Here is a 25,318-nt window from a genome sequence, read left to right as displayed (position 1 = left end):
GCCCCGGAGGGCGCGGGCGGCGCGGTCCGCGTCCACCGGCCGGCCGAGGCCCGCGCGCACGTCCGGGCGCGGGGCAGCGACGTCCAGGCCGGCGACCTGGCCCTGGAGGCGGGCACGGTCCTCGGACCGCCCCAGATCGGGCTGCTCGCCGCGATCGGCCGCGGCACCGTGCGGGTGCGGCCCCGCCCGCGCGTGGTCGTGATCTCCACCGGCAGCGAACTGGTCCAGCCCGGCGAGGAGTTGGGCGAGGGCCAGATCTACGACTCCAACAGCTTCGCGCTCGCCGCCGCCGCCCGCGACGCGGGAGCCATCGCCTACCGGGTCGGCGCCGTCACCGACGACGCCGAGACGCTCCGCGCCACCATCGAGGACCAGCTGATCCGCGCCGACCTGCTGGTCACCACGGGCGGGGTGAGCGTGGGCGCGTACGACGTCGTCAAGGAGGCGCTGACCGCCGACGGGCAGGTCGACTTCCGCAAGCTGGCGATGCAGCCGGGCAAGCCGCAGGGCTTCGGGACGATCGGACCCGAGCACATCCCGCTGCTCGCCCTGCCGGGCAACCCCGTCTCCTCGTACGTCTCCTTCGAGCTGTTCGTCCGGCCCGCGATCCGGGCCCTGATGGGGCTCGACGACCTGCACCGCCCGCGGGTCCGTGCCGTCCTCGCGGCGGACAAGGCGCTGACCTCCCCGTCCGGCCGCCGCCAGTTCCTGCGCGGGACGTACGACGCCGAGTCCGGCACGGTCACCCCGGTGGGCGGCGCGGGATCCCATCTGATCGCCGCGCTCGCCCACGCGAACGCGCTGCTCGTCGTCCCCGAGGAGGCGACGTCGGTGGAGCCCGGCGATGAGCTGGACGTGGTCCTCCTCGGCTGAGGAGGGCCTGGTGGCGGTACCGTGACTTCCCACACAGCGACCGGGAGTGTCACGGCCATGAGCACGCAGCAAGGACTCACCCACATCGACGAGGCGGGTGCGGCCCGCATGGTCGACGTCTCCGCGAAGGACGTCACGGCGCGGACCGCACGCGCCAGTGGCCGCGTCCTCGTATCGCCTCGCGTGATCGAGCTGCTGCGGGGTGAGGGCGTACCCAAGGGCGACGCGCTCGCCACCGCCCGCATCGCCGGGATCATGGGCGCCAAGAAGACGCCGGACCTCATCCCGCTCTGCCACCCTCTCTCCGTCTCGGGCGTGACGCTCGACCTGACGGTCGCGGACGACGCCGTGGAGATCCTGGCGACCGTGAAGACCACGGACCGTACGGGCGTCGAGATGGAGGCCCTGACGGCCGTGTCGGTGGCCGCGCTGACGGTCGTCGACATGATCAAGGCGGTCGACAAGGGCGCGGTCATCTCCGACGTACGGGTGGAGGAGAAGACGGGCGGCAAGTCGGGCGACTGGACCCGCGAAGAGGACGCGTCATGACGGCGTCGCAGGCCGGGCTCGACGTACGGGCGCGCGCCCGGCAGGTGGCCGGGGCGCACGAGCCGCACGGACACGAGCGGGAACCCTCCGGCGAGGGTTCGGTCACCGGGCGGGAGCCCGGCGTGTCGTCCGCGCCGGAGCGGTCCGGTCCGGGCGGGGCGCTCTCCGCGCCCTACAGCGCCCTCGTCGTCACCGCCTCCAACCGGGCCGCGGCCGGGGTGTACGAGGACAAGGGCGGCCCGCTGCTCGCCGAGGGCCTGGCCCGGTTGGGCTTCGCGGTCGACGGCCCGCAGGTCGTCCCGGACGGCGCGCCGGTCGAGGCCGCGCTCCGGGCCGGGGTCGAGGCCGGGTACGACGTCATCCTCACCACCGGCGGCACCGGCATCTCGCCGACCGACGCCACGCCCGAGGTCACCCGGCGGGTCCTCGACCACGAGATCCCCGGCATCCCCGAGGCGATCCGCGCGTACGGCCGCCAGAAGGTGCCCACCGCCGCGCTCTCCCGGGGCCTCGCGGGGGTCGCGGGCGGGACGCTGATCGTGAACCTTCCCGGTTCCACGGGCGGGGTCCGCGACGGCCTCGCCGTCCTGGAGCCGCTGCTGCGCCACGGGGTCGACCAGATCCGCGGCGGCGACCACCCGAGACCGTCATGATCCCGTCCTGGCCCGTGGTCCTCTCCGACGGAGACGTCGTGCTCCGCCCGATAAAGCTGCGTGACCAGCGGGCCTGGCGTGAGGTGAACCGGCGCAACCGTGACTGGCTGCGCCCCTGGGAGGCGACCATCCCGCCGCCCGCTCCCGGCGGCCCGGTCGCGCAGCGCCCCACGTACCGGCAGATGGTCCGCCATCTGCGGGCGGAGGCGCACGCCGGCCGGATGCTGCCGTTCGTGATCGAGTACCAGGGGCAGCTGGTCGGCCAGCTGACCGTGGCCGGGATCACCTGGGGCTCGATGTGCTCGGGCCATGTCGGCTACTGGGTGGACAGCGCGGTGGCCGGGCGCGGCGTGATGCCGACGGCCGTCGCGCTCGCCGTCGACCACTGCTTCCGTACGGTCGGGCTGCACCGGATGGAAGTCTGCATTCGGCCGGAGAACGGCCCCTCGCGGCGGGTCGTGGAGAAATTGGGATTCCGGGAGGAAGGGCTGCGTCCCCGCTACCTCCACATCGACGGGGCCTGGCGGGATCATCTCGTCTTCGCGCTCACGGCCGAGGAAGTGCCCGAGGGGCTGCTGCGCCGCTGGCACCGGTCGCGGCCCCCGCACCCCGCCCAATGAAATAAGTGTTCGAATTCGATCGGCAGTTGATACTCAATCGATCTGAACAATCACAAAAAACTTCAGTGATATCAGCCAGATCGTGCGACACACCGGGCCAATTGGCCGATGGCCTCACGCGAACCCCTCTACGGTGTGAGACGTGAGCAGCAGCGGCCTCATCTACGCAGTCATCGTCGGGGCCTGGGCCGCCTACTTGGTGCCGATGTGGCTCCGCAGGCAGGACGAGCTCAACGAAGCCCGTCCGACGGAACGCTTCAGCACCGCCATCCGGCTGCTGTCCGGACGGGCGGGAATGGAGCGCCGGTACGCCAAGGAGCTGAAGGACCGGAGGGCGGCCGACGCGGACCCCGACGTGGATCCGGACGCCGAGACCGAGCATCTGAGCTCGGTCGACGTCCGGGCCTTTTCCGCGCCCGCGGCCAGGACGGAAGCCCGTCTCGAGATCCCGGAACAGGACTCGGAACCGGCCCCCGCGCCGAAGCAGGCGAAACAGGCGAAGCAGGCGGCGGCCCGTCGGCCGTCGAAGGCGGCGGCCGAGCGCGCCCGCCGCGGCAAGGTCCTCGCCCGACGCCGGCGCACCACGGTCGTCCTCTTCCTCGCCTTCACCCTCGGCGCGGTCGTCGCCGCGGTCGGCGGTCTCGCCTTCCTCTGGGCACCGGCCGCCCCTGCGGTGCTGCTGAGCGCGTACATCGTGCATCTGCGGGCCCAGGAGCGGCGGCGCTTCGTCTACGTGATGGACCGCCGCCGCGCCGAGGCGGCGGCGGCCCGGCTGCGCGAGAGCCGGCCGCAGCGGCGGCAGCCCACCGCTCAGGAGGACGGGGAGACGACCCGCCCCGAGCCCGAACCCGCTCCCGCGCTCTCCCCGCAGGAGGCCGGCCGCCGGGCGCTCGTCGAGCAGACGGACCACGCCGAGTGGGTGGACCAGCAGCGGGACCGCGGCCCGGCCCGCGGTGACAGCTGGGACCCGGTCCCGGTGCCGCTGCCCACCTACGTCACCGCCCCGGTCGCCCCGCGGGCGACGAGCGGCGTCGACATCACGGACCCGGAGACCTGGAGCTCGGCCCGCTCCTCCACGGCCGCGGACCCGACCCCCGCGCCGACCCCGCCGCCGGCCCCGCGCCAGCGCACCGCCCCCAAGGGCCGCAGCCGCGACCACGGCCGCACCCCGCTCTTCGACCAGTACGCGGACGAGGACCGCCCCCGCGCGGCCAACGAGTGACGGCCGCCCGGGGCCCGTCCGGGCGCCTCGGCTGACCTGCGAGGGAGCGGATTTCCTCGTACGCCGATCGGGATGCTAATGTTTCACACGTCGCAAGGGCCTGTGGCGCAGTCTGGTAGCGCACCTCGTTCGCATCGAGGGGGTCTGGGGTTCAAATCCCCACAGGTCCACAGACGATGAAGATCCCGTCCGATCGCAAGATCGGGCGGGATCTTCGCTTTTCGCGGTTCAGCGGTGGGTCAGGACGCCTGGGCCCGGTCGTAGAGGGCCTTCGCGTCGTTGCCGAAGTAGGGGCCGAACATGCGGTTGGGGAGGAAGGTGTAGCCGAAGCTGTTCACCGAGACCTGCAGGCCCGTGCCCGTGGCCTCGTTGAAGCCGGTGAACCAGGGGCCGCCGCTGGAGCCTCCCGTCATGTTGCAGGCGAGGCTGTGGTCCTGGGAGAAGAGGAAGTCCTTCGAGGAGTTCCCCGCGCAGTGGATCAGCTTGGAGCCGTCGTACGGAGAGGCGGCCGGGAAGCCGAAGGCGTACATCGGCTTGTTGTAGCCGCCGTTGAACTGGATGCCCTGGGCGCCGGTGACGGCGGTCAGCTTCTGGCCGTTCAGCGGGGCGACGACCGCCGCGCCCACGTCGTAGTTGATGTCCTCGCTCGCCTCCCACTGCGGGGTGGTGAGCGTCTTCGTCGCCGCCCACCGGCCGTACGGCGCGCTGCCGTTGTCGTAGCCGGGGACGAAGACCCAGTCGGTGTGCCAGGCGCCCTGGTACTTCACGCAGTGGCCGGCCGTGATGACCGTGCTCGCGTTCTGGCTGGTGACCGCGTTGCCGGAGCAGGAGGCCGTGCGGCCCTGGAAGGTGAAGAACACCCGGCCCGAGGTCTTCACGACGGCGCCGCCGCCCGTCCAGGGGCCGCCCGGCTGGGGGAAGGCCGTGGGGGCGACGGTGGTGGTCCGGGACGAGCGGGGGACCTGCTGGAGGGCGGCGCCCGGGGTGACCTGGAGGTCCAGGGGGGTCGCCGACCGCATGCGGTCGGCGGTCCAGAAGGCCGCGGCCCGTTGCTGGTCCGTGGTCGTGACGGTGTGAGCGGGGGGCTGCGCCGCCTGCGCCGTCGTGGTGGTCAGGGCGCCGGTGAGCAGGGCTCCGACGGCCAACAGGACGGCTGCGGCTGTGCGATGGCGTCTCACGCATGTCTCCTTCTGCCGAGGCAGGTGGGGATGAGAACGGTGCGGATCGACGTGCGTGAGAAGGGTGCCAGAGAAGACCAGGGTTTGTCAGGAGCGCGTCAGCGTCCTCGTCAGGAACTCCGTCATCGGTTCAGGAACTTCGCGAAACAGCGGCTGTTCTCGTACTCCCGGTAGTGGCCGAACTTCGCGCACGGCTCGTAGCCGCTGGAGGTGTACAGCGCGATGGCCTCCGGCTGCGCCGTGCCCGTCTCCAGGACCATCCGGATCCGGCCCGCGGCCCGGGCGTCCTCCTCCAGCGCGGCGAGGATGCGCCGGGCGAGGCCCAGGCCGCGCGCCTCGGGGACGACGTACATGCGCTTCAGCTCGGCGTCGCCGTCCGAGTAGCCCTCGCCGTTCTCGTCCTGCGTGCGCCAGCCGCCCGTGGCGACGGGTCGCTCCTCGGAGTCGTACGCGAGGAGGTAGAGGCCCCGCGGCGGTACGAACATGCCGGCGTCGAGCGGTGTGACATCGCCCTCGTCGTCGTAGCGGGCGGCGTACTCCAGCTGGACGGCGTCGTTGAGTTTGACGGCGTCGGGGCGGTCGTACCGAAGGGGGCGGATATACATGCGAAGCATCGTACATGTATGCGATGGCCGGGTGTCGGTATTCTCCCCGGATGCTCACTGTGACGTCGATCAATGTGTGCAAAACATTCCCGGGTGATCTGCCGCAATGAGAGTAGCCACCTCCCGGGCGGAATGGACCGCCCGGGAGGTGGCTATGCAGCTTGTCCGGCAACCGGTGCGGCTTAGCCGAGAGCGCGCACCAGGAGCGTGCCGATCTTTCGGCGGCCGGGGGGAGCCGGCACTACCTCTGCGGTCGCCTCGGAAAAGCCGTGCTGGCGGAGGATCTGCACCCATCGGTCCGGCTCGTAGTCCCAGCGCTTCACGATGAGGGGGTCCTCGGCCTCGGCCTCATCGGCTACTCGCTGGTGAACCAGGCCCAGGTACGCACCGACTTGGGCGACGGATGGGCCGTCATCGACCTGTGCGAGGCCGCTCTCGACGACGCTGACCGGCTCGCCCCGAAGGTCCGGGTGATGTCCCTTCAGCAGCAGGCGCATGGTGCCAGTCTCATCGGCGACCGCGCCGCCGTCGACCAGCTCATCGACACCGCTGACGGGCTCATCGGCCGCGTGGACGATGACCTTCCTTGGGGCAACGCGTGCCGCCGCACACCCGGCTACCTCGAAGTGCAGCGGGCCACCTGCTACGGACGCCTCGGCCTGGGTGCTGAGGCCGGCGCACTGTGGTCCCAGGTCCTCGACGTCGTCCCCGAGACCGCCCGGCGGGATCGCGGCGTCTACCTGGCGCGGCACGCCACGGCGGCCGCGGCAGCCCGGGAGCCGGAGCAGGCATGGGAGATTGCGCGCTCGGTCGCGGACATCGCCGTAGAAACTGGGTCCGCCCGCATGAAGCGGGAATTGATCACCCTGAAGCGGGCCATGCGCCCATGGCAGGATGCCCCCGTCGGGCGGGATCTCGCCGAGATTCTCGCGCCCGTGACCGAGGGGAGCTGACATGGGTACGCCGAAGCCACTGACCGAGTCACAGATCGAGACGGAGCTCGACCGCGTGCCCGGATGGACACGCGACGGCGACACGATCAGCCGCACCTTCAACCTGCGTTACCACGCAGGTGTCGCTGTGATCGTGCACGTCGCGGACCGCGAGCGGCGGATCGGACACCATGCCGACATCGACCTGCGCATGGACCACATCACCTTCTCGGTCACGACCCACGACGCCGACTTCAAGCTGACTCAGGCTGACTTCGACCTGGCGGCGCGGATCGACGCGATCGTGGCCGCGCACCAGGCCATCCCACTCGACTGACCCCGGGCGTCGAAGAGGGTCTCGACGGCGGGCAGGGCCATGACGCGAGCGAGGCCGCCGGCGACCGCCAGGGCTGCGGCGACCCACGGCAGGGTGTCGGGGATTCCCGAGGCGTCGACGATCGCAGGCAGGGCGACGGCGATGCCGGCGGCGCCCTGGAGTGACGGTTCTGATGGTGCGCTTGGAGAAGGGCTTTGGGGTGGAGGTCCACCCAGTGTGGGAGCCTGATCCCTGGGCGTGACCCGTGGCGCCCAGCCGACGAGGAGCATGTTTTGTACACTGTGACGACCGTCAATGTCAATGGTCTCCGCGCCGCCGCCAAGAAGGGCTTCGTGGAGTGGCTCGCCGGCACCTCCGCCGACGCCGTGTGCCTGCAGGAAGTCCGCGCCGAGGAGTCCCAGCTCCCCGCGGAGGTCCGGGCGCCCGAGGGCTGGTTCACCGCACACGCCCCGGCCGCGGCCAAGGGGCGCGCGGGCGTCTCCCTCTACACCCGGCGCGAGCCGGACCGGGTGCGGGTCGGGTTCGGGTCCAGCGAGTTCGACGGCAGCGGCCGCTACATCGAGGCCGACCTGCCCGGCGTCACCGTCGCCAGCCTCTACCTGCCCTCCGGCGAGGTCGGCACCGAGCGGCAGGACGAGAAGGTCCGCTTCATGGGCGAATTCCTGCCGTATCTCAAGGAGCTCAAGGAGCGCTCCGCCGCCGACGGCCGCGAGGTCGTCGTCTGCGGCGACTGGAACATCGCCCACCGCGAGGCCGACCTCAAGAACTGGAAGGCCAACCAGAAGAACGCCGGCTTCCTGCCCGAGGAGCGCGCCTGGCTGGGACGCGTCTTCGACGAGGCGGAGTACGTCGACGTGGTGCGCGCCCTCCACCCGGAACAGACAGGGCCCTACACCTGGTGGTCGTACCGCGGGCGCGCCTTCGACAACGACAGCGGCTGGCGCATCGACTACCAGGTCGCGACGCCGGGTCTCGCGGGGCGGGCCGTCAAGGCGTACGTCGAGCGGGCCGCCACGCACGCGGAGCGGTGGAGCGACCACGCGCCCGTGACGGCGGTCTACCAGCTCTGACGCAAGGAGCGGATTCCGGCCGGACGGCGCTCCTGTGCGCTGTTTCTGTATTACCGTGCTGGAATTACGCAGCCTTGGGTGGGGAGTGCTGGTGGGCGCGCGCATTCTGGTGGCCGAGGACGACGAAAAACAGTCCCGGCTGATCCGGATTTACCTCGAACGCGAAGGAAACGCGGTGCAGGTCGTGGCCGATGGCCGGGCCGCGCTGGAAAAGGTGCGTTCCGCGCGGCCGGATCTCATCGTCCTCGATGTGATGCTGCCGCTCGTCGACGGTCTCGACGTATGCCGCATTCTGCGCGCCGAAGGCTCCGACCTGCCGATCCTGCTGCTGACCGCCCGCTCCACCGAGGAGGACATGCTCCTCGGCCTCGACCTCGGCGCCGACGACTACCTCACCAAGCCCTACAGCCCTCGGGAGCTGACCGCCCGGGTCCGGGCGCTGCTGCGGCGGTCCAGGAAGAGCGGCGCGGCCGAGACCGTGCTGCTGCGGGTCGGCGAGGTGGAGCTGGACACGGCGCGCTTCGAGGTCCGGGTCGCGGGGCGGCCGGTGGCGCTGACCTCGAAGGAGTTCTCCATCCTGGAGGCGCTGGCCCGCGAGCCGGGCCGGGTCTTCACCCGGGCGCGGATCATCGAGCGGGTCTTCGGGTTCGACCGTGACGTGCTGGAGCGCACGGTGGACGCCCACGTGCGCAACCTGCGCCTGAAGCTGGAGGAGGACCCGGCCCGGCCCCGGTACCTGGAGACCGTGTACGGCCGGGGGTACCGCCTCGCGGACGGGACGGGACCCGGGGGAGACCTCGGACCCGGGGGCGGGGCGGGACCCGGGGGAGACCTCGGACCCGGGGGCGGGGCGGGACGCGGGGGAGCCGCGGACGGGCGGGTGCCCGGGGAGGGGGCGTGAGCTTCCGCGTACGGGTCTTCGCGCTGATCCTCCTCGTCGCCGTGGCCGCCACCGCCGCGACGGCCTGGCTGACCCTGCGCCAGGCCACCCGACAGGTCCAGGAATCGGCCGCCGCCGACCGCCAGGACGTCGCCCGGATCACCGACGAGCTGCTCAGGTACGGACAGACGCACGGCACCTGGGACGGCGTCGCCGGCACCGTACGCACCCTCGCCCGCGACACCGGGCAGCGCATCCGCATCAGCAGCGACCCCCAGGGGCAGCTCGCCGACTCCGACGCGCTGCTCGGCCGGGAGCCGCGCCCGGGCGGCACGGCGCCGCCGCTGCTGGTCGACCCCCGGCCCGAGCCGGCCTTCCCCGACTGGGAGTTCTTCCCCTCCGTCGCCAAGGTGACCGCCAGTGGCATCGGCGACTACGTGGCCGGTGTGACCTACGCCGCGTGCCTGACCCGGGCGGGCCACGAGGTGACCGTCAGCCCCGGCGACTTCGGCGTGCCGGTCTTCACGGACGCCGGGAAGGACGCCGGGAAGGAGGCGGGGAAGCAGGCGGGAGGCGCGGCCCGAGCAGGCGCCTGCGTCAAGGAGGAGAACCCGTCGAAAGCCGCCTTCACGGCCGACATCGAAGCCGTCAACGCCTGCGCCTCGGAGCTGGCCGACGCGCGGATCGCCTGTCTGCGCAGGACGTTCGCCGAGCGGACCGCCGCGGTCGCCCCCCAGCCGCTCACCGTCCACCTCGGCGCGCTGGACGACGCGGGACAGAGCCTCGCCGTCGGCCCGACCGTGGCCGTCTCCGCCGGGGTCGCCGCCGCCGTCCTCGCCTGCGCGCTGCTGCTGAGCCGGGCCGTGCTGCGGCCGGTACGGGCGCTCACCGACGCCTCCCGCGGCCTCGGCGAGGGCGACCTGGGGCGGCGCGTGCCCTCCTCCGGCAAGGACGAGATCGGCGAACTCGGCCGCTCCTTCAACCGCATGGCCGACTCCCTCCAGGCCAGCGAGGAGCGCCAGCGCCGCCTCGTCGGTGACATCGCGCACGAACTGCGCACCCCCCTCGCCAATCTGCGCGGCTATCTGGAGGCGCTGCGCGACGGGGTGCTCCGGGCCGACGCGGAGCTTCTCGACTCGCTCCACGAGGAGGTACTGCTCCAGCAGCGGATCGTGGACGACCTGCAGGACCTGGCGCTGGCGGAGGCGGGCGTCCTCACGTACCACCGCGGCGAACTCGACGCGCGCGAGCTGATCGAGGCCTGCCGTACGGCGCACAGCGCGCTGGCCTCGGCGGCCGGGGTCCGGCTCGACACCGTCGCCACCGGTCCCGTACCGCTCCACGGCGATCCCGGGCGGCTGCGGCAGGCGCTGAGCAACCTGGTCGGCAACGCGGTGCGGCATACGGCTCCGGGGGGCAGCGTCCGGCTGGAACTGGCCGAACGGGACGAGACGGTGCGGATCACGGTCAGGGACACCGGCAGCGGGATCGCGGCGGCCGATCTGCCGCACCTCTTCGACCGCTTCTGGCGGGCGGACGCGGCGCGCGGACGGGCCACGGGGGGCAGCGGGCTGGGACTCTCGATCGCCCGTCAGATCGTGGCGGACCACCACGGGACCATCGAGGTGGCGAGCGAGGTGGGGGTGGGGACGGCCTTCACGGTCGTACTGCCGGCGGCGCAGAGGCACCTCTGAGTCGAGGCCGGGGCGAGGTGGGGTCGAGGCCGTGGCGAACGGCGCCGTCCCCTCCCGGGCCTGCGCGCCCGGGAGGGGACGGCGGCTCAGCCGCGCGGGCCGGCCGCGGACGTGGTCACGGGCGTGGTCACGGGCGTGGTCACGGGCGAGACCACGGTCACGGACATGGGGTCAGCACTCAGCCCAGTAGGCCGCGCCGTTGTTCTGCAGCAGGCTGTCCTTGATCCAGCCCGAGACCCCGGTGGTGTTGTCCCGGACGTGGGTCCAGGTGCCGTTCTGGCCGGAGACCCAGCAGTCCAGACGCAGGTTGTGACCGGTCTGCGCCTGCCCGTTGGACTGGCAGTCGGTCGTGGGGCCGGAGCGGATGTTCACGCCGTTCGTGTTGGTGTGGCCGATGGAACCGTCCTTGGTGGACCAGCCGGGGCTCCAGCAGGCACTGGCACCGCTCGGGGCGGCGACGGCTGCAGTCGTGGGCATGACAAGACCACCGGTGGCCGCGACGGCACCGACGGCCAGCGCGGCGAGCTTCGTCCGAAGACGCATCGATCTCTCCTGAACTCTGGTCTGCTCCCGCTCGGCGAGCGGGACGGGTTCGTTCGAGTGCAGCAGCAGAATTGCCGGGTCGGCCGCGTGAATTCAATCCCTCGAGAAGGGGTCGGCTGCTTTCCGGCGGTGGCCGTGATCAGTATTTCGGGACTGTTTCTTGAGGGTGCGGGTGACGGGTTCAGAATTCCGTTCAGGCGGTGGTCGGTGCAGCTTCCGGCGCCTCGTTCAGCGGGTGACCAGAGGCGTCATGGTTAACGGACCACTCCGCTCCGTCGGAGGCAGGAATTCCGACACGCGGAAAAGCAGCCAGAAGTGTCGGCGGGGCCTCGGGACACCTTGGCCGCTTTTCTCTCGGGCCGGTCTTGGTCAGGTGCCGGCCAGCGCCTCCGTGGGCGCCAGACGGCTCGCCCGGACCGCCGGATACAACCCCGCGATCATGCCGATCAGCAGCGTCGCGCCCACACCCGCGGCCGTCGCCCAGACCGGCACGACCGTCGGCCAGTCGCGGGACAGGGCGTACGCGGCCGTGATCAGGGTCCCCAGGACCGTGCCGCCGAGTCCGCCGATCGCCGACAGGAGCAGGGACTCCGTCACGAACTGGGTACGGATCTGGCCCCTGGTCGCGCCGAGCGCCCGCCGCAGGCCGATCTCCGGGCGCCGTTCCAGGACCGAGATGACCATGGTGTTGCCCACCCCGACACCACCGACGAGCAGGGCGACACCACCGAGGCCGAGCAGCAGTCCGGTCAGGGCCGACTCGGTGGCCTCCCGGGCCGCGAGGGCGTCGGAGGGCCGGGAGACCTGGACCTCGCCGGGCTTCTCCGGGTGCGCGGTGGCCGGGAGCACCGCCCGTACCGCCGCGATCCGGCTGTCCTCGGCGCGGACGTAGACCGTCGAGGGATGGCCGTCGAAGCGGAGGTACGTACGGGCCGCCGGCCAGCCGATGAGCGCGGCGCTGTCGAGCTCCGGTGCGAGCGGTACCGGATCGAGGACGCCGAGCAGGGAGAACCAGCGCTCACCGATCCAGACCCGGGTCCCCGGGGCGTACACGTCGAGCCGGTGGGCCGCCGTGGAGCCGAGCACGACCGCCGGGTACTTCTCGGTCGCGGCGTCCAGCCAACGGCCCTTGCCGACGCGGCCCCCGACGGCCGGGAGCAGGTCGGAGCCGGCCGCGAGGACCGTGAGCGAGCCGGTGCGGCCGACGGCGATGTGCTCGTTGCGGTAGACATGGGCGTCGATGACGCCGGTGGCGGCGACCTGCCGCACGGGCGGGATGCGGTCGATCATGCGGACGGTCTCCAGCGGGAGTTCGGCCTTCGCACCGTTCAGGGAGTTGCCGGGCGCGACCCGCAGCAGATTGGTGCCGAGGGCGTCGAGCCGCCGGTCCACCTCCGCCTGTCCGGAACCGGAGATGCCGACCACCGCAATCATGGCGGCGACGCCGATCGCGATCCCGAGCGCCGACAGGAAGACCCGCAACGGCCGCGTCCGCAGCCCGGTTCCGCCGAGCCGCACGATGTCGGCGGGGCGCAGCCGCGCTGCCCGCAGCGACGTAGCGGAGCGGGGGTTGGTGCGGCGGGGGCCGGTACGGCGGCGCGGCCGGCCGGCGAGGTTCGTCGTACGGTCCGTCAACGGGGCGCCCCGATCGTCGTACTCCCTGTGCGCGCTCCGCTCGTTCCCGTGTCGGCGACGACGCGGCCGTCGCGCATCTCGATACGGCGGGGCAGCGCCGCCGCGATCTCGCGGTCGTGCGTGATGACCACGACCGTGGTGCCGGCCGTGTGGAGTTCGCGCAGCAGGGCGAGGACGGCCGACCCCGAGGCCGAGTCCAGGTTGCCGGTCGGTTCGTCGGCCAGCAGCACGGACGGCTCGCCGACCACCGCACGGGCGACCGCCACCCGCTGGCGTTCGCCGCCGGAGAGCTGGTGCGGGAGGTGGTGGGCGCGGTGGCTGAGCCCGACCCGGGCCAGCGCGGCCGCCGCCTTCGCCCTGCGCCGGCGCAGCGGGACGCCGGCGTAGAGCAGACCGTCGGCGACGGAGTCCAGGACCGGTACGCCGACGGCCAGATGGAACTGCTGGAAGACGAAACCGATCCGGGTCGCCCGCAGCGCGGAGACCTCCCGGTCGGTCAGGCTCGCCACGTCGTGACCGTCGACCAGGACCCGGCCCGCGGACGGACGGTCGAGACTGCCCATCAGGTTCAGCATGCTGGACTTGCCCGAGCCCGACGGGCCGACGATCGCGACCAGTTCACCCCGCTCGATGCGCAGGCTCACGTCCCGTACCGCCGCCACCCCGCCCGGATACGTCTTGGAGACCGCGTCGAACTCCACGACCGCGTCCAGAACCGCGTCCGCGTCCGCGTCCGGGGCCACGGCAGCGTCCAGGACCGCGTCCGCGATCGGGTCCGTCGTCGCCGCGGAACCATCGCCGCTCACTGCGGGATCCTCACCTTCATGCCCTCGCGGACCGCTGGACCGCTCACCTCCACGTCGCCGTCGGCGAAGAGCCCCGTCTTCACGGCGACGAAGGTGCCGTCCGTGGTCTCCAGGCCGTGGCCGCCCTCCGCGAGCGCCACCAGCGCCGCGACCGGAACGGTCAGGACGTTCTTCCGCTCCCGCCCCACGTACTCGACGGTCACCGGCGCACTCTCCAGAGTCCCCACGGACGCCTGGTCCTCGATGGTGAGGGTCACCGGGACGGTCGGGGGCGTGCCACCGGAGCCGCCGCCGTCCCCGCTTCCTCCCTCGGGCGCGGTCGCCTGCTTGCCGATCGAGGCGACCTTGCCCTTCACCCGGCGCCCGTCGGGCAGCTCGATGGTGACGTGCGCGCCGCGCACGGCCCAGGAGGCCTCCCGGGCCGAGGCGTTCACGACCACCTGGCGTGCCGTGCCGGTGTACGTGAGGGCGTTCTCGGCGACCGCCGAGCCGACCCGGACCCCCGCCTGGCCGATCCGTACCCTGCCGGAGGAGTAGATGACGTCCCCGACGCCGACGGTGCCGGTCCGGGGGAGTCCGAGCGACTTCTGCCAGCGCTTGACGGCCGCGGCGGTGCCGGTGGTGAACGTCTCGTCCACCGTGAAGCCGGTGTAGCCGAGGGCCGCCAGGTTGGTCTCGAACTGCATGACGTCCATGCCTCGCAGCTCCCTCGGTGCCTGGGTACCACCGCCCGTGCCTCCGGTACCACCGCCCGTGCCTCCGGTACCACCGCCCGTGCCTCCGGTACCACCGCTCGTTCCTCCGGTGCCGGCGTCCGTACCTCCGGTTCCGGCGCCCCCCGGCGCCGGTGTCCCGGAGGGTTCGGGGGTCCCCGAGGACCCGCTCAGGGGCTGCCGGTTCTTGGTACCACCGCTGCCGTCCGACGGGCTCTGCGGTGCGGCCGGGGCCAACCCGAGCTCCCGGTACATCGGCAGCGTTCCGTACAGCAGCACCACCGGCCGGTCGTCCACCCGCAGCACCGCGTCCCCGCGTTCGAGCGTCGTGCCCGGCTCGGGCAGCCAGGTCACCGTGCCGGTCGCCTTGACCGGCAGCGGTATCTCCGCGCCGTACCCCAACTGGCCGTCCACCGTGGTGCGTTCGGTCAACGTCCCGCGGGTCACCCGCACGGTGGAGTCGGCGCGCGGCGGGGCGCCGGGGGTCTCGTCCCCGCCGCCGCCCAGGCCCAGCGCGCCGACCACGGCGACCGCCGCGACGGCGACGGCGGCGGTGGCCAGCAGCAGCGTGTGCCGACGGCGTCGTCCCGGACCGGCGGGCGCGGCGATCCCCTCCGCCTCCGTGCCTGCCTCCGTGCCCGGTTCCGTGCCTGGTTCCGTGTCCGCCCCTGTCCCGGCCGCGGGCCAGTTCCCTGGCCCGGCCCCTGTCTCCTCCATGCCGAACGTCCCGCTCATGCTCAGCCCTTGCCCGGGCCCTGCTCGACGGGGTCACCGATGATCGGCGCGCAGGTACGGGCGGCCCGCTTGGCGCCCGCCGACGTCTGGTCCCAGTCCGGGGTGCCGTCGTTGTCGACCGGCTCGTAGCCGTCGGCGTCGGGGTCGGGGAAGTCGGCGGCGCCGTTCTTCTGCATGCAGTCGGCGTACTCACGCTGGATCTTGATCTGCTCGGGGGTCAGCTTGGGCCGCATGGCCTTCTCGACGGCCGCGGGGACGGCCACGCTGAACTCCTTGCACTTCTCCGAGGCGGTCGTGAACTTCGGGTTCTGCTTCAGGGAGCGGTTGTCGCCCGTCTCGACCCGGCCCAGGGAGTCGGGGTCGGGGAGGTCGATCCCGTGGTCGCGCATGCACGCGACCCACTCGCGCTTCGTGGCCACGTACGCGGCGATCTCGTCCTGCTCGCCCCCGCCGCCCGAGGCCTTCCCCGAGCCCGAGCCCGAACCCGAGCCGGTGCCGGAGGAAGCGCTCCCGCCGCCCGCCGTCGGCACCTTCGCGCCGCCGTCCTCGCTTCCGCAGCCGGTCAGTGCGAAGGCCAAGACCGAGGCCGCCGCGGCCAGCAGTACCCGGTTCGTCCTCATCGGTTCTCCCGCTCTCCCTGTCGGGCCCGGCCGCGGCTGCGGCGGGCAAGCCGACCGTACGGCGGAGATGATGAAGAACCTTTGAAGAACCTGTCACCCGATCATGCGGTCCGCGCGGACCCCCGACGCGGACGAGGTTCGTAGCCCCGGCGGCTACGGGTGCTCGCGCAGCCGCCGGTCCAGGGCCATCGACAGCTCCGCCTCCACCACGCTCTTGGCGAGCGGTCGCAGCCGCTGGATGTCCTTCTCCTCGGCGTGTTCGCGCAGCAGCTCGGTGAAGAGCCCCGCCAGCGCGTCGGCGTGTTCGCGGACCGCCCGGCCCGCCTGCAGGACGGCGGCCAGCGGGATGCCCTCCTTCACCAGGGCCGCCGAGACGTCGAGCAGACGGCGGCTGATGTGGACGAGGTCGTCGCCGTCGGTGGCGAGGTAGCCGAGGTCGAGGGCGGCCATCAGGTTCTCGGGGGTGACCTCGCCCGCGAAGTAGTCGGCCAGTTCCTGCGGGGTGAGCCGGACCGGCTCCTCCTCGGTCGGTTCGCCGAGCCCCAGGACCTCGCTGACGTCCTTGCCGCTCTCGAAGGCGGTGTTGAGGTCGGCGATGCCGTTGAGGGTGTGGCCGCGTTCGAGCAGGGCCGCGATCGTACGGAGCTTGGCCAGGTGGTGGTCGTCGTACCAGGCGATCCGGCCTTCGCGGCGAGGTGGCGCGATCAGACCGCGCTCGCGGTAGAAGCGGAGGGTGCGCACGGTGATGCCGGCCGCCGCGGCGAGCTCTTCCATGCGGTACTCGCGTACGCCCGCGGTCCGGGACCCTGCCCGGCCGCTGCCGCCGTCCGCCCCGCCGCCCGCCCCGCCGTCCGCCCCGCCGTCCGTCACGTCGCCCGATCGATCTGCCACGCCCGCCAGCCTATGTTGTACCGCCGGTAACTTTCCCTTGTCCGACCCCTACCGCTCGGTATGCGGCTGCTCTACAGTCCGACTGTGCCAGTGATTGCTGGCGGAATCTTGGCCGGGCGCACGGGAGGCGGCATGGCGAAGCACGAGCATGTACGAGTGGCGGTGATCGGATCGGGGTTCGGTGGCCTGGGCGCCGCGGTGCGGTTGCGCCGCGAAGGGATCACCGACTTCGTCGTACTGGAGCGGGCCGACTCCGTCGGCGGCACCTGGCGGGACAACAGCTACCCCGGCTGCGCCTGCGACGTTCCGTCGCACCTCTACTCCTTCTCCTTCGCGCCGAACCCCGACTGGCCGCGCACCTTCTCCGGACAGCGCCACATCCGCGCGTACCTGGAGCACGTCACCGACACCTTCCGGCTCCGCCCGCACCTGCGGCTGAACCACGAGGTGCGGCTGATGCGCTGGGACGGCGACGCGCTGCGCTGGGAGATCGAGACGAGCCAGGGCTCCTTCAGCGCCGACATGGTCGTCTCCGCGACCGGCCCGCTCTCCGACCCGAAGATCCCCGAGATCCCCGGGCTCGCCGACTTCCCCGGCAAGGTCTTCCACTCCGCGCGGTGGGACCACGACTACGACCTCACCGGCAAGCGCGTCGCCATGGTCGGCACCGGGGCCTCCGCCATCCAGATCGTCCCCGCGATCCAGCCGAAGGTCGGGAAGCTCACCCTCTTCCAGCGCACGCCCCCGTGGGTGATGCCCCGCATGGACCGCGCCATCACCGGCGTCGAGCGCCGGCTGCACCGCGGGCTCCCCCTCACCGGGACCCTGCGCCGCGGAATCCTGTGGGGCATCCGCGAACTGCAGGTCAGCGCCTTCACCAAGCGTCCGGGCGAGCTCGGTCTCGTCGAGTCGCTCGCCAAGGCCAACATGGGCCGGGCGATCAAGGACCCGGCGCTGCGCGCCAAGCTGACCCCGTCGTACCGCATCGGCTGCAAGCGCATCCTGCTCTCCAGCGAGTACTACCCGGCGCTCGCCCGGCCCAACGTCGACGTCGTCGCCTCGGGGCTGCAGGAGATCCGCGGCAACACGGTCGTGGCGGCCGACGGCACCGAGACCGAGGTCGACGCGATCATCTTCGGTACGGGATTCCACGTCACCGACATGCCGATCGCCGAACGGGTCGTCGGCGCCGAAGGGCACACCCTCGCCGAGTCCTGGAAGGACGGCATGGAGTCGCTGCGCGGCGCCACCGCCGCGGGCTTCCCCAACTGGATGACGATCATCGGCCCCAACACGGGCCTCGGGAACTCCTCCATGATCCTGATGATCGAGTCGCAGCTCAACTACATGGCCGACTACCTGCGCCAGTTGAACGTGCTCTCGCACGACGGGCCCGGCGGGCGCGCCGCCCTCGCCGTCCGGCCGTCCGCCGTCGGAGCGTGGAACCGGAAGGTGCAGGACCGGATGGAACGCACCGTCTGGAAGGCGGGCGGCTGCAGCAGCTGGTACCTCGACGCCAACGGCCGCAACACCACGCTGTGGCCGGGCACGACGGCGGAGTTCCGGCGCGAGACACGGCAGGTGGACCTGGCGGAGTACGAGGTGCTGCGCGCGCCGGCCCCTCAGGAGCCCCGCCCGCGCACCACCTCCCGTAAGAAGGAGACGGTCAAGTGAGCCGAGGCGCGAACCCCAGTGAACTGACCGCCGTCTCGGCCGACGGCTCGCGGATCCACGTCGAGGTGTACGGGCCGCAGGGCGCCCCCGCCGTGGTCCTGGCCCACGGCTGGACCTGCTCGATCGCCTTCTGGGCCGAGCAGATACGGGACCTGTCCGCCGACCACCGGGTCATCGCCTACGACCAGCGCGGCCACGGCCGCACCCCCCTCGTCGGCCGCTCCGGCTACTCGACACAGGCGCTCGCCGACGACCTCGAAGCCGTTCTCGCCGCGACCCTCGCCCCCGGCGAGCGGGCCGTTCTCGCCGGGCACTCCATGGGCGGCATGACGCTGATGGCCGCGGCCGGCCGGCCCGGCTTCCGCGAGCACGCCGCCGCCGCGCTGCTCTGCTCCACGGGCCCGGGTCGGCTGACGGCCGAGTCCCTCGTCGTACCGCTGCGGGCCGGCGCTCTGCGGACCCGGCTGACCAGGGGGATCCTGGGAGCGAGGGCGCCGCTCGGACCGGTCACGCCCGTCTCCCGGAAGCTCCTCAAGTACGCGACGATGGGGCCGGGATCGGCGCCCGGGCGGGTGGACACCTGCGCCCGGATCGTCCACGCCTGCCCGCGGTCGGCCCGGGTGGCCTGGTCGCACGTGCTCGCGGAGCTCGACCTGGACGGGGGCGTACGGGAGTTGAGCCTGCCGGTGGCCGTGCTCGTCGGCACGGAGGACCGGATGACCCCGCCCGTCCACTCGCGGGCACTGGCGGCGGCGCTGCCGCAGTGCGTGGGGCTCGTCGAACTCGCCGGGATGGGACACATGACGCCGGTGGAGGCCCCCGAGGCCGTCACCGCACAGATCCGCGAACTGGCCGTCACGTACCTGGGTGTGAAGGAGGACGCATGAGCAGGGTGAGTCTGGAAGGACAGGTGGCGGTCGTCACCGGGGCGGCCCGGGGCGTCGGTGAACTCCTCGCCCGCAAGCTCTCGGCCCGCGGCGCCAGGATCGCGCTGGTCGGCCTGGAGCCCGAGGAGCTGAAGCAGGTCGCCGCCCGGCTGCACACCGAGGCGGACTGGTGGCACGCGGACGTCACCGACCACGAGGCGATGGCCCGGGTGGCGGGCGAGGTCAAGGAGCGCTTCGGCAAGGTCGACATCGTCGTCGCCAACGCGGGCGTGGCGGCGGGCGGTCCGTTCGTGGACTCCGACCCGGTCGCCTGGCGCCGGGTCATCGAGGTCAACCTGATCGGCGGGGCGGTGACCGGCCGCGCGTTCCTGCCCGTCCTGATGGAGTCCCGCGGCTACTTCCTGCAGATCGCCTCGCTCGCGGCCATCACCCCGGCGCCGATGATGACGGCGTACTGCGCCTCCAAGTCGGGCGTCGAGGCCTTCGCGCACAGCCTGCGCGCCGAGGTCGGCTACAAGGGGGTGAAGGTCGGCGTCGGCTACCTCTCCTGGACCGACACCGACATGGTCCGGGGCGCGGACCAGGACGACGTGATGAAGGAGCTGCGCCAGCGGCTGCCCTGGCCCTCGAACCGCACGTACCCGCTGGGCCCGGCCGTCGACCGGATCGTGGCGGGAATCGAGCGCCGCTCGCCGCACGTGTACGCCCAATGGTGGCTGCGCGGGATGCAGTCGATCCGCGGCTATCTCCCGGGGCTCATCGCCACGGTGGGCCAGCGCGAGATGAAGCGCTTCGAGCCCCGCCTGGCCAGTGTCTCCAAGGGGCTGGTGGGCGCGGGAGGGGCGGCCGACGAGCAGGCGCGTATGGAGCGTGTCTGATCGAAATGCGCTGATTGTCCCGGCGTGCCACGCTGGTCGAGGCCCAAGGGGCGACCCGCCCCGTACCCCTCACACCCATCTAGGAGTGAACCTTCATGGGCAAGGCAGACCAGTTCAAGGACAAGGCGCAGGACCTCGCCGAGCAGGCGAAGCAGAAGATGGGCAACGCGAAGGACGAAGCGTCCGAACGCGCCTCCCAGGCCAAGGGCAGCCGCTCCGACGAGCAGTCGCGCCGGGCCGAGCAGGCGGAGCGCGACCGCTTCGACCAGGACTACGACGCCTGACGTCTGTCCGCTGAAGTCCGCTGAGGAGAGGCGCACCCGGGACGCCGGGTGCGCCTTTCGTGTGGTCGCGCCGGGCGGGCGGCTTCCTCAATTCCGGGTGCCCCGTGCGCGGTCCGCCGCGTACCGTGCGGGCCATGGTCGAACTGCAGCTGCTCCGCCCCGAACACGCCCCCGCCGTCTACGCCTTCGAGCGGGCGAACCGGGGCTACTTCGCCGCCTCCGTGCCCGACCGGGGGGACACCTACTTCGAGGAGTTCGAGGAGCGGCATCAGGCGCTCCTCGACGAGCAGGGGACCGGGACGATCCTCTTTCACGTCCTGGTCGGGGAGGGCGGGGAGATCCTGGGGCGGTTCAACCTCGTCGACGTGGCCGACGGGAGCGCCGAGCTCGGGTACCGCGTCGCGGAGAAGGCCGCCGGGCGGGGGGTGGCCACGGCCGGGGTGCGGGAGCTGTGCCGGCTGGCCGTGGAGGTGTACGGGCTGCGGACGCTGCGCGCCGCCACGACCCTCGACAATCCCGGGTCGAGGGCCGTGCTCGGACGGGTCGGATTCGGGGCCGTCGGGAGCGTGACGCTCGACGGCCGGCCCGGAACCTCCTACGAGCTGGACCTCGGGGGCCGCTTCGGGCGCGAGCCGGCCGAGGTCCGCGCGTAGGGCCGGTTGCCTGTTATGAGCCGGGCCCCGCGCGTAGGCCGGTTGCCTGTTATGAGCCAGGCCCTGCGGGTAGGGCCGACTGCGGTTGCCTCCTACGAGCCGGACCCCGCGCGCAGTGCTGCGGCCCGGCCCTTCCATGGGCCGGGACCGCGCGTAGGGGCCGGCGGCCGGTTGCCTGCTACGAGCCCGGCCTCGGGGGGAGCTTCGGGCGGGAGCGGTCCGGGACGTCGGCGTAGCCCGGTGGGGTGGCCGCCGGGGTCTCCGACAGCAGGGACAGGGCCACCTCGACCGCGTCGTCGAGCTGGGCGTGCCGGCCCTCGGCCCAGTCCAGCGGCGTGCGCAGGATCGCCAGGTCCGGTTCCACGCCGTGGTTCTCGACCGACCAGCCGTACTCCGGGAACCAGGCCGCGTTCATCGGCACCGTGATCTGTGTGCCGTCGCCCAGCCGGTGGCGGCCGGTCATGCCGACCACCCCGCCCCAGGTCCGCTGGCCGATCACCGGCCCGAGACCGAGGAGCTTGAACGCGGCGGTGATCATGTCGCCGTCCGAGGACGTGGCCTCGTCGGCGAGGGCGACGACCGGGCCGCGCGGGGCGTTCGACGCGTAACTGACCGGCTGCGCGTTGCGGGTGAGGTCCCAGCCGAGGATCTTGCGGGTGAGCTTCTCCACGACCAGCTCGCTGATGTGTCCGCCCGCGTTGCCGCGCACGTCCACGATCAGGGCCGGCCGGGAGACCTCCATCCGCAGGTCGCGGTTGAACTGGGCCCAGCCCGAGCCGCCCATGTCGGGGATGTGCAGATAGCCGCACTTGCCGCCGCTGACCTCCCGTACCACCGCACGGCGTTTGGCCACCCAGTCCTGGTAGCGCAGCGGCCGTTCGTCGATCAGCGGCACGATCGCGACCCGGCGCGAGCGGCCCTCGCCCTCCGCCGGCCGGAAGGTCAGCTCGACCGTCGTACCGCCGGAGGCGGCGAGCAGCGGGTACGGGCCGCACACCGGGTCCACCGGCCGGCCGTCCACATGGGTGAGGATCGCGCCCTCGCGGATGCCGGTGCCCGCCAGCGGTGAACGCGCCTTGGAGTCGGAGGAGTCGCCCGGAAGGATGCGCTTGACCATCCAGCCGCCGTCCCGCGGGACCAGGTTGGCGCCCAGCAGGCCCATCGGGCGCTGGTAGTGCGGCGGGCCCTCGTTGCGCCGCGCGGGCGAGACGTAGGCGTGCGAGGTGCCCAGCTCGCCCAGGACCTCGCGGAGCAGGTCGGCGAACTCGTCCGGGGAGGCGACCCGTTCGACCAGCGGGCGGTACTGGTCCAGGACGGCCGCCCAGTCCACCCCGCACATGTTCGGCTCCCAGAAGTAGGCGCGGATGATCCGGCCCGCCTCGTCGTACGCCTGGCGCCACTCCGCCTCCGGGTCCACCTCGTGCAGGATCCGGCGCAGATCCATGTAGACGGTCGAGTCGCCGTCCCCGGACTCGGTGGACGGCACCGCCCGCAGATCGCCCTCGTCGACCACGACGAGCCGTGTCCCGTCGCCGCTGACCGCGAACCAGTCCAGGTGCTGGACCAGCTCGCTCTTGCGGGCCTTGGCGATGTTGAAGTACTCCAGGGTGGGCCGGCCCGTGGTGTCGGCCGGGTTGGCGAAGGTCTCGCCGAGCGCGCCCGAGATCGGCCAGCGCAGCCAGACCAGCCCGCCGCCGTTGACCGGGCGCAGCGCCGAGTACTTGGACGCGGCGACGGGGAACGGCGTGACCCGGTCGGGCAGCCCCTCCACCTCCACGATCACGGTGCCCTCGCCACCGCTCTCCGCCTCGCTCTCGCCCGGGTCCAGACCGCCCGCCGCCGGCCGCCCGTCCGGCAGCAGCGCGAACGGTGACGGGGTCGCCGACGACAGCGGTACGAGATAGGGCCGGCAGCCCAGCGGGAACGACAGGTCGCCGGTGTGCACGTCGTACACCGGGTCGAAGCCACGCCAGGAGAGGAAGGCGAGATAGCGGCCGTCACGGGTGAAGACCGGGTTCTCGTCCTCGAAGCGGCCGTTGGTGACGTCGACGATCGTCGGCGTCCCGGGACCGGAGATCCGGGCCATCTTGATCTGGCGCAGCGAGCGGCCGATGCCCGGATGCGACCAGGTCAGCCAGGAGCCGTCAGGGGAGAAGGCGAGGTCGCGCACCGGCCCGTTGATCGACCGGATCAGCTCCGTCACTTCGCCTCCCCCCGAGCCTTTCGCCTGCGAGGTGCCCTCACCGCCCTCCTCCGTCGCGGCGTCGGTCGCGGCGTCGGTCGCGGCGTCGGTCACGCTGTCGGTCGCGTCCTCGGTCGTGTCGATGAGCAGCAGCCGGCCGTCGTGGGAGGCGATGGCGAGCCGCTCGCCCTCCGGGTCGGAGACCAGCTCCTCGACCCGGCCGAGCTCGCCGGAGGCGAGGCGGCGCGGCTCGCGGTCGCCGCTGGCGCGCGGCAGGTAGGCGACCTCGATGGCGTCCTCGCCCTCGGCGTCGGTGACGTAGGCGACCTGTCCGCCGCTGCCCAGCATCTCGGGCAGCCGGACCCGTACGCCGGGGGTGTCGGTGATGGTGCGGGCCGGGCCGTCGCGGTGGGTCAGCCAGTACAGGCTGCCGCGTACGGAGACCGCGCTGGCCCGCCCGGTCTCGTCGACCGAGATCGCGTCGACGTGGTTGGCGGCCGGGACCTGGTAGCGGCGCCGGCCGGCGCGCGGACCGCCGAGCCGTACCTCCAGCTTGCGCGGGACGGAGTCCTCGGTCAGCGCGTCGACGATCCACAGGTCGCCGGCGCACTGGTAGACCACCCGGCGGCCGTCGCTGGAGGCGTGCCGGGCGTAGAAGGCGTCGTGGTCGGTGTGGCGGCGCAGGTCGGTGCCGTCGGGCAGGCAGGAGTAGAGATTGCCGATGCCTTCGTGGTCGGAGAGGAACGCGATCCGGCCGGACACGAACATCGGCGAGTCCAGGTGGCCGCCGATGTCCGGCAGCAGCTGCTCGCCGTGCAGCCACAGGCGGCCCATGGCGCCGCCCCGGTACCGCTTCCAGGCCGCCGGCTCGTGCGGCGGCTTCCCGGTGAGCAGCAGGGTGCGCCGTTCGCCGTCGATGTCGGCGACCTCGATGTCCGAGACGGGGCCCCAGGGCATGCGTCCGCCGGGGGAGCCGTCCGTGGGGACGGTGTAGGCCCAGGAGAAGTACGAGAAGGGCTGGCCGTGCGAGGAGACGGCGAGGATGTCGGACTTCCCGTCCTTGTCGGGGGGCGACCAGCCGCAGACGCGGGTGTCCGTCGAACCCCAGTAGGTGAGGCGGCGCGACGGCCCGCCCTCGACCGGCGCGAGATGGATCTCGGGGTCGAGACTTCGCCAGCTCGTGTACGCGATGCGGGTCCCGTCGGCCGAGAAGCGCGGGTGACCCACCCGCGTCCGGTCGACGGTGATCCGCCACGCCCGGCCGGGGCGGTGACCCTCAGGCACGAGGGGGGCGACCCAGAGATCGTCCTCGGCCGCGAAGCACAGCAGATCGTCGTGGAGGTGCGGGTAGCGGAGATACGCGACGTCGTCACTCACTCGTCAATGCTTTCCGCGGGGAGGGGGCGCGGCAACTCGGCGGGCGAGAATCTTTCGGGGGAGTTGTGGGTGCGGGGGCCCGCGCGTGCCGGTAAGGGCTGGTGGAGGCCGGTATGGACCCGTGTGGGGCCGTGTGGGGCCCGTGTGGGCCACGACACGTACGAAACGGTTTCGTTTCGCTGCGGGCGGGGGTATCTTCGTACTGTACGAAACCGTTTCGTTCGGATGGAGACCGGTCATGGCCCGCAGCAGACTCACCCCAGAGCGTGAGTCCGAGCTGTACGAAGCCGTGCTCGACCTCCTGCGCGAGGTCGGCTACGACGCCCTCACCATGGACGCCGTCGCCGCCCGCACCCGCTCCAGCAAGGCCACCCTCTACCGCCAGTGGGGGAGCAAGCCCGAACTCGTCGCCAGGGCCATGCGCCACAACAAGCCCGTCAGTCTCGGAGAGATCGACACCGGCACCCTGCGCGGCGACTTCCAGGCGATGATGGAGCGGACCGACGACTGCCAGATGGAGAAGGACTCCGCGCTGATGCGGGGCCTGGCCCATGCCGTCCACGACAACCCGGAACTGCTCCAGGCGCTGCGCGAGCTGCTCATCGAACCCGAGATGACCGGCCTCGACGAGGTGTTGCGAAGAGCAGTGGACCGGGGCGAGGTCAGCGCCGACAACCCGGCCCTGAAGCTCGTCCCCCACATGCTGATCGGGGCCTTCATCGCCCGCCCGCTGATCGAGGATCAGCCGGTCGACCACGCCTTCCTCAGCGCCTACGTCGACGCCGTCGTGCTTCCCTCACTCGGCGTCTGACCCGCGATCCGCACCG

Annotated in this window: 25 protein-coding genes, 1 tRNA gene and 1 pseudogene; 17 read left to right on the top strand and 10 right to left on the bottom strand. The window is 72.4% G+C overall.

What is annotated here, in order from left to right:
* The 6 genes from glp to J7E93_RS01500 form a co-directional block, all read left to right on the top strand.
* On the top strand, positions 1-873 hold an 873-nt coding region (gene glp, locus J7E93_RS01525; RefSeq protein ID WP_215065374.1), incomplete at its 5' end, for a gephyrin-like molybdotransferase Glp.
* A 57-nt stretch (positions 874-930) separates the two neighbouring features.
* Positions 931-1,422: a cyclic pyranopterin monophosphate synthase MoaC gene (moaC, locus tag J7E93_RS01520; protein WP_215065373.1), complete on the top strand. Its 492-nt coding sequence runs from the start codon at positions 931-933 to the stop codon at positions 1,420-1,422.
* The gene (locus J7E93_RS01515; RefSeq protein WP_215065372.1) at positions 1,419-2,075 is read left to right on the top strand and encodes a MogA/MoaB family molybdenum cofactor biosynthesis protein; all 657 of its coding nucleotides are present in this window, start codon (positions 1,419-1,421) and stop codon (positions 2,073-2,075) included. Before moaC ends, J7E93_RS01515 begins: the two co-directional genes overlap by 4 nt.
* Entirely contained in the window at positions 2,072-2,695 is a 624-nt protein-coding gene (locus J7E93_RS01510) for a GNAT family N-acetyltransferase (protein WP_215065371.1), read from the top strand. Before J7E93_RS01515 ends, J7E93_RS01510 begins: the two co-directional genes overlap by 4 nt.
* Before the next feature lie 142 nt (positions 2,696-2,837).
* A complete protein-coding gene (gene glpR, locus J7E93_RS01505) occupies positions 2,838-3,917 on the top strand; it encodes a gephyrin-like molybdotransferase receptor GlpR (protein ID WP_215065370.1) in 1,080 nt (359 codons plus the stop codon).
* A gap of 96 nt (positions 3,918-4,013) precedes the next feature.
* Positions 4,014-4,087, top strand: a tRNA-Ala gene (locus J7E93_RS01500).
* 69 nt (positions 4,088-4,156) lie between these two features.
* Here the strand turns inward: J7E93_RS01500 and J7E93_RS01495 are convergent.
* Together J7E93_RS01495 and J7E93_RS01490 are read right to left on the bottom strand one after the other, a co-directional pair.
* The gene (locus J7E93_RS01495; protein WP_215065369.1) at positions 4,157-5,095 is read right to left on the bottom strand and encodes a serine protease; all 939 of its coding nucleotides are present in this window, start codon (positions 5,093-5,095) and stop codon (positions 4,157-4,159) included.
* 122 nt (positions 5,096-5,217) lie between these two features.
* On the bottom strand, positions 5,218-5,700 hold the full coding sequence (locus J7E93_RS01490; RefSeq protein WP_215065368.1) for a GNAT family N-acetyltransferase: 483 nt from the start codon (positions 5,698-5,700) through the stop codon (positions 5,218-5,220).
* Positions 5,701-5,861: 161 nt separating this feature from the next.
* Between J7E93_RS01490 and J7E93_RS36650 the strand changes: the two genes are divergently transcribed.
* Positions 5,862-6,653, top strand: coding sequence for a hypothetical protein (locus J7E93_RS36650; protein ID WP_251065878.1), 792 nt, complete (start codon positions 5,862-5,864; stop codon positions 6,651-6,653).
* 1 nt (position 6,654) lies between these two features.
* Positions 6,655-6,969, top strand: a complete 315-nt coding sequence (locus tag J7E93_RS01480; protein WP_215065367.1) for a 4a-hydroxytetrahydrobiopterin dehydratase — start codon at positions 6,655-6,657, stop codon at positions 6,967-6,969.
* Here the strand turns inward: J7E93_RS01480 and J7E93_RS36645 are convergent.
* Positions 6,897-7,143: pseudogene (locus J7E93_RS36645) on the bottom strand (hypothetical protein). The gene J7E93_RS01480 and the pseudogene J7E93_RS36645 overlap by 73 nt on opposite strands.
* 98 nt (positions 7,144-7,241) lie before the next feature.
* On the opposite strand from J7E93_RS36645, the gene J7E93_RS01475 reads away from it, so the two are divergent.
* From J7E93_RS01475 to J7E93_RS01465, 3 genes are all read left to right on the top strand, one after another.
* Positions 7,242-8,039: an exodeoxyribonuclease III gene (locus tag J7E93_RS01475; protein ID WP_215065366.1), complete on the top strand. Its 798-nt coding sequence runs from the start codon at positions 7,242-7,244 to the stop codon at positions 8,037-8,039.
* Between the two features lie 91 nt (positions 8,040-8,130).
* Entirely contained in the window at positions 8,131-8,940 is an 810-nt protein-coding gene (locus J7E93_RS01470) for a response regulator transcription factor (RefSeq protein WP_308367523.1), read from the top strand.
* Positions 8,937-10,613, top strand: coding sequence for a cell wall metabolism sensor histidine kinase WalK (locus tag J7E93_RS01465; protein WP_215065365.1), 1,677 nt, complete (start codon positions 8,937-8,939; stop codon positions 10,611-10,613). The genes J7E93_RS01470 and J7E93_RS01465 overlap by 4 nt, the downstream gene beginning before the upstream one ends.
* Positions 10,614-10,784: 171 nt before the next feature.
* Here J7E93_RS01465 and J7E93_RS01460 read toward each other — a convergent pair whose 3' ends face one another.
* The 6 genes from J7E93_RS01460 to J7E93_RS01435 form a co-directional block, all read right to left on the bottom strand.
* Positions 10,785-11,156 (bottom strand): SH3 domain-containing protein, encoded by a 372-nt coding sequence (locus J7E93_RS01460; RefSeq protein WP_215065364.1) that lies wholly within the window; start codon positions 11,154-11,156, stop codon positions 10,785-10,787.
* Between the two features lie 369 nt (positions 11,157-11,525).
* Positions 11,526-12,707, bottom strand: coding sequence for an ABC transporter permease (locus J7E93_RS01455; RefSeq protein ID WP_251065887.1), 1,182 nt, complete (start codon positions 12,705-12,707; stop codon positions 11,526-11,528).
* 80 nt (positions 12,708-12,787) lie between these two features.
* Positions 12,788-13,546, bottom strand: a complete 759-nt coding sequence (locus J7E93_RS01450) for an ABC transporter ATP-binding protein (protein WP_374105346.1) — start codon at positions 13,544-13,546, stop codon at positions 12,788-12,790.
* A gap of 47 nt (positions 13,547-13,593) precedes the next feature.
* Complete coding sequence (locus J7E93_RS01445) at positions 13,594-15,045, bottom strand: peptidoglycan-binding protein (protein ID WP_251065877.1); 1,452 nt, start codon at positions 15,043-15,045, stop codon at positions 13,594-13,596.
* A 2-nt stretch (positions 15,046-15,047) separates the two neighbouring features.
* A complete protein-coding gene (locus tag J7E93_RS01440; RefSeq protein ID WP_215065362.1) occupies positions 15,048-15,665 on the bottom strand; it encodes a hypothetical protein in 618 nt (205 codons plus the stop codon).
* A gap of 153 nt (positions 15,666-15,818) precedes the next feature.
* Entirely contained in the window at positions 15,819-16,439 is a 621-nt protein-coding gene (locus J7E93_RS01435) for a MerR family transcriptional regulator (protein WP_215065376.1), read from the bottom strand.
* Between the two features lie 249 nt (positions 16,440-16,688).
* Here J7E93_RS01435 and J7E93_RS01430 point away from each other — a divergent pair, with 249 nt between their 5' ends.
* The 5 genes from J7E93_RS01430 (at position 16,689) to J7E93_RS01410 (ending at position 20,932) form a co-directional block, all read left to right on the top strand.
* Complete coding sequence (locus J7E93_RS01430; protein WP_215065361.1) at positions 16,689-18,230, top strand: NAD(P)/FAD-dependent oxidoreductase; 1,542 nt, start codon at positions 16,689-16,691, stop codon at positions 18,228-18,230.
* Positions 18,227-19,117 (top strand): alpha/beta fold hydrolase, encoded by an 891-nt coding sequence (locus J7E93_RS01425; RefSeq protein ID WP_215065360.1) that lies wholly within the window; start codon positions 18,227-18,229, stop codon positions 19,115-19,117. The genes J7E93_RS01430 and J7E93_RS01425 overlap by 4 nt, the downstream gene beginning before the upstream one ends.
* Positions 19,114-19,995, top strand: a complete 882-nt coding sequence (locus J7E93_RS01420; protein WP_215065359.1) for an SDR family oxidoreductase — start codon at positions 19,114-19,116, stop codon at positions 19,993-19,995. The genes J7E93_RS01425 and J7E93_RS01420 overlap by 4 nt, the downstream gene beginning before the upstream one ends.
* Before the next feature lie 95 nt (positions 19,996-20,090).
* A complete protein-coding gene (locus J7E93_RS01415) occupies positions 20,091-20,279 on the top strand; it encodes a hypothetical protein (RefSeq protein WP_215065358.1) in 189 nt (62 codons plus the stop codon).
* 134 nt (positions 20,280-20,413) lie between these two features.
* A complete protein-coding gene (locus J7E93_RS01410; protein ID WP_215065357.1) occupies positions 20,414-20,932 on the top strand; it encodes a GNAT family N-acetyltransferase in 519 nt (172 codons plus the stop codon).
* Between the two features lie 178 nt (positions 20,933-21,110).
* Here the strand turns inward: J7E93_RS01410 and J7E93_RS01405 are convergent, their stop codons facing one another.
* Entirely contained in the window at positions 21,111-24,491 is a 3,381-nt protein-coding gene (locus J7E93_RS01405; protein ID WP_215065356.1) for a S41 family peptidase, read from the bottom strand.
* 238 nt (positions 24,492-24,729) lie between these two features.
* Here J7E93_RS01405 and J7E93_RS01400 point away from each other — a divergent pair, with 238 nt between their 5' ends.
* The gene (locus tag J7E93_RS01400; protein WP_215065355.1) at positions 24,730-25,302 is read left to right on the top strand and encodes a TetR/AcrR family transcriptional regulator; all 573 of its coding nucleotides are present in this window, start codon (positions 24,730-24,732) and stop codon (positions 25,300-25,302) included.
* Positions 25,303-25,318: the final 16 nt, after the last annotated feature.

Source organism: Streptomyces sp. ISL-36 (assembly GCF_018614205.1).
Lineage (GTDB): Bacteria > Actinomycetota > Actinomycetes > Streptomycetales > Streptomycetaceae > Streptomyces.
Note: the sequence above shows the minus strand (reverse complement) of the source record. Positions and strands in the feature narration are given on the sequence as shown.

Excerpts from the sequence above, each read along its gene's own strand:
- moaC (WP_215065373.1), top strand. The coding sequence starts at position 931 with ATGAGCACGCAGCAAGGACTCACCCACATCGACGAGGCGGGTGCGGCC.
- J7E93_RS01515 (WP_215065372.1), top strand. The coding sequence starts at position 1,419 with ATGACGGCGTCGCAGGCCGGGCTCGACGTACGGGCGCGCGCCCGGCAG.
- J7E93_RS01510 (WP_215065371.1), top strand. The coding sequence starts at position 2,072 with ATGATCCCGTCCTGGCCCGTGGTCCTCTCCGACGGAGACGTCGTGCTC.
- J7E93_RS01490 (WP_215065368.1), bottom strand. The coding sequence starts at position 5,700 with ATGTATATCCGCCCCCTTCGGTACGACCGCCCCGACGCCGTCAAACTC.
- J7E93_RS01480 (WP_215065367.1), top strand. The coding sequence starts at position 6,655 with ATGGGTACGCCGAAGCCACTGACCGAGTCACAGATCGAGACGGAGCTC.
- J7E93_RS01460 (WP_215065364.1), bottom strand. The coding sequence starts at position 11,156 with ATGCGTCTTCGGACGAAGCTCGCCGCGCTGGCCGTCGGTGCCGTCGCG.
- J7E93_RS01445 (WP_251065877.1), bottom strand. The coding sequence starts at position 15,045 with ATGAGCGGGACGTTCGGCATGGAGGAGACAGGGGCCGGGCCAGGGAAC.
- J7E93_RS01440 (WP_215065362.1), bottom strand. The coding sequence starts at position 15,665 with ATGAGGACGAACCGGGTACTGCTGGCCGCGGCGGCCTCGGTCTTGGCC.
- J7E93_RS01435 (WP_215065376.1), bottom strand. The coding sequence starts at position 16,439 with ATGGAAGAGCTCGCCGCGGCGGCCGGCATCACCGTGCGCACCCTCCGC.
- J7E93_RS01430 (WP_215065361.1), top strand. The coding sequence starts at position 16,689 with ATGGCGAAGCACGAGCATGTACGAGTGGCGGTGATCGGATCGGGGTTC.
- J7E93_RS01420 (WP_215065359.1), top strand. The coding sequence starts at position 19,114 with ATGAGCAGGGTGAGTCTGGAAGGACAGGTGGCGGTCGTCACCGGGGCG.
- J7E93_RS01415 (WP_215065358.1), top strand. The coding sequence starts at position 20,091 with ATGGGCAAGGCAGACCAGTTCAAGGACAAGGCGCAGGACCTCGCCGAG.
- J7E93_RS01410 (WP_215065357.1), top strand. The coding sequence starts at position 20,414 with ATGGTCGAACTGCAGCTGCTCCGCCCCGAACACGCCCCCGCCGTCTAC.
- J7E93_RS01400 (WP_215065355.1), top strand. The coding sequence starts at position 24,730 with ATGGCCCGCAGCAGACTCACCCCAGAGCGTGAGTCCGAGCTGTACGAA.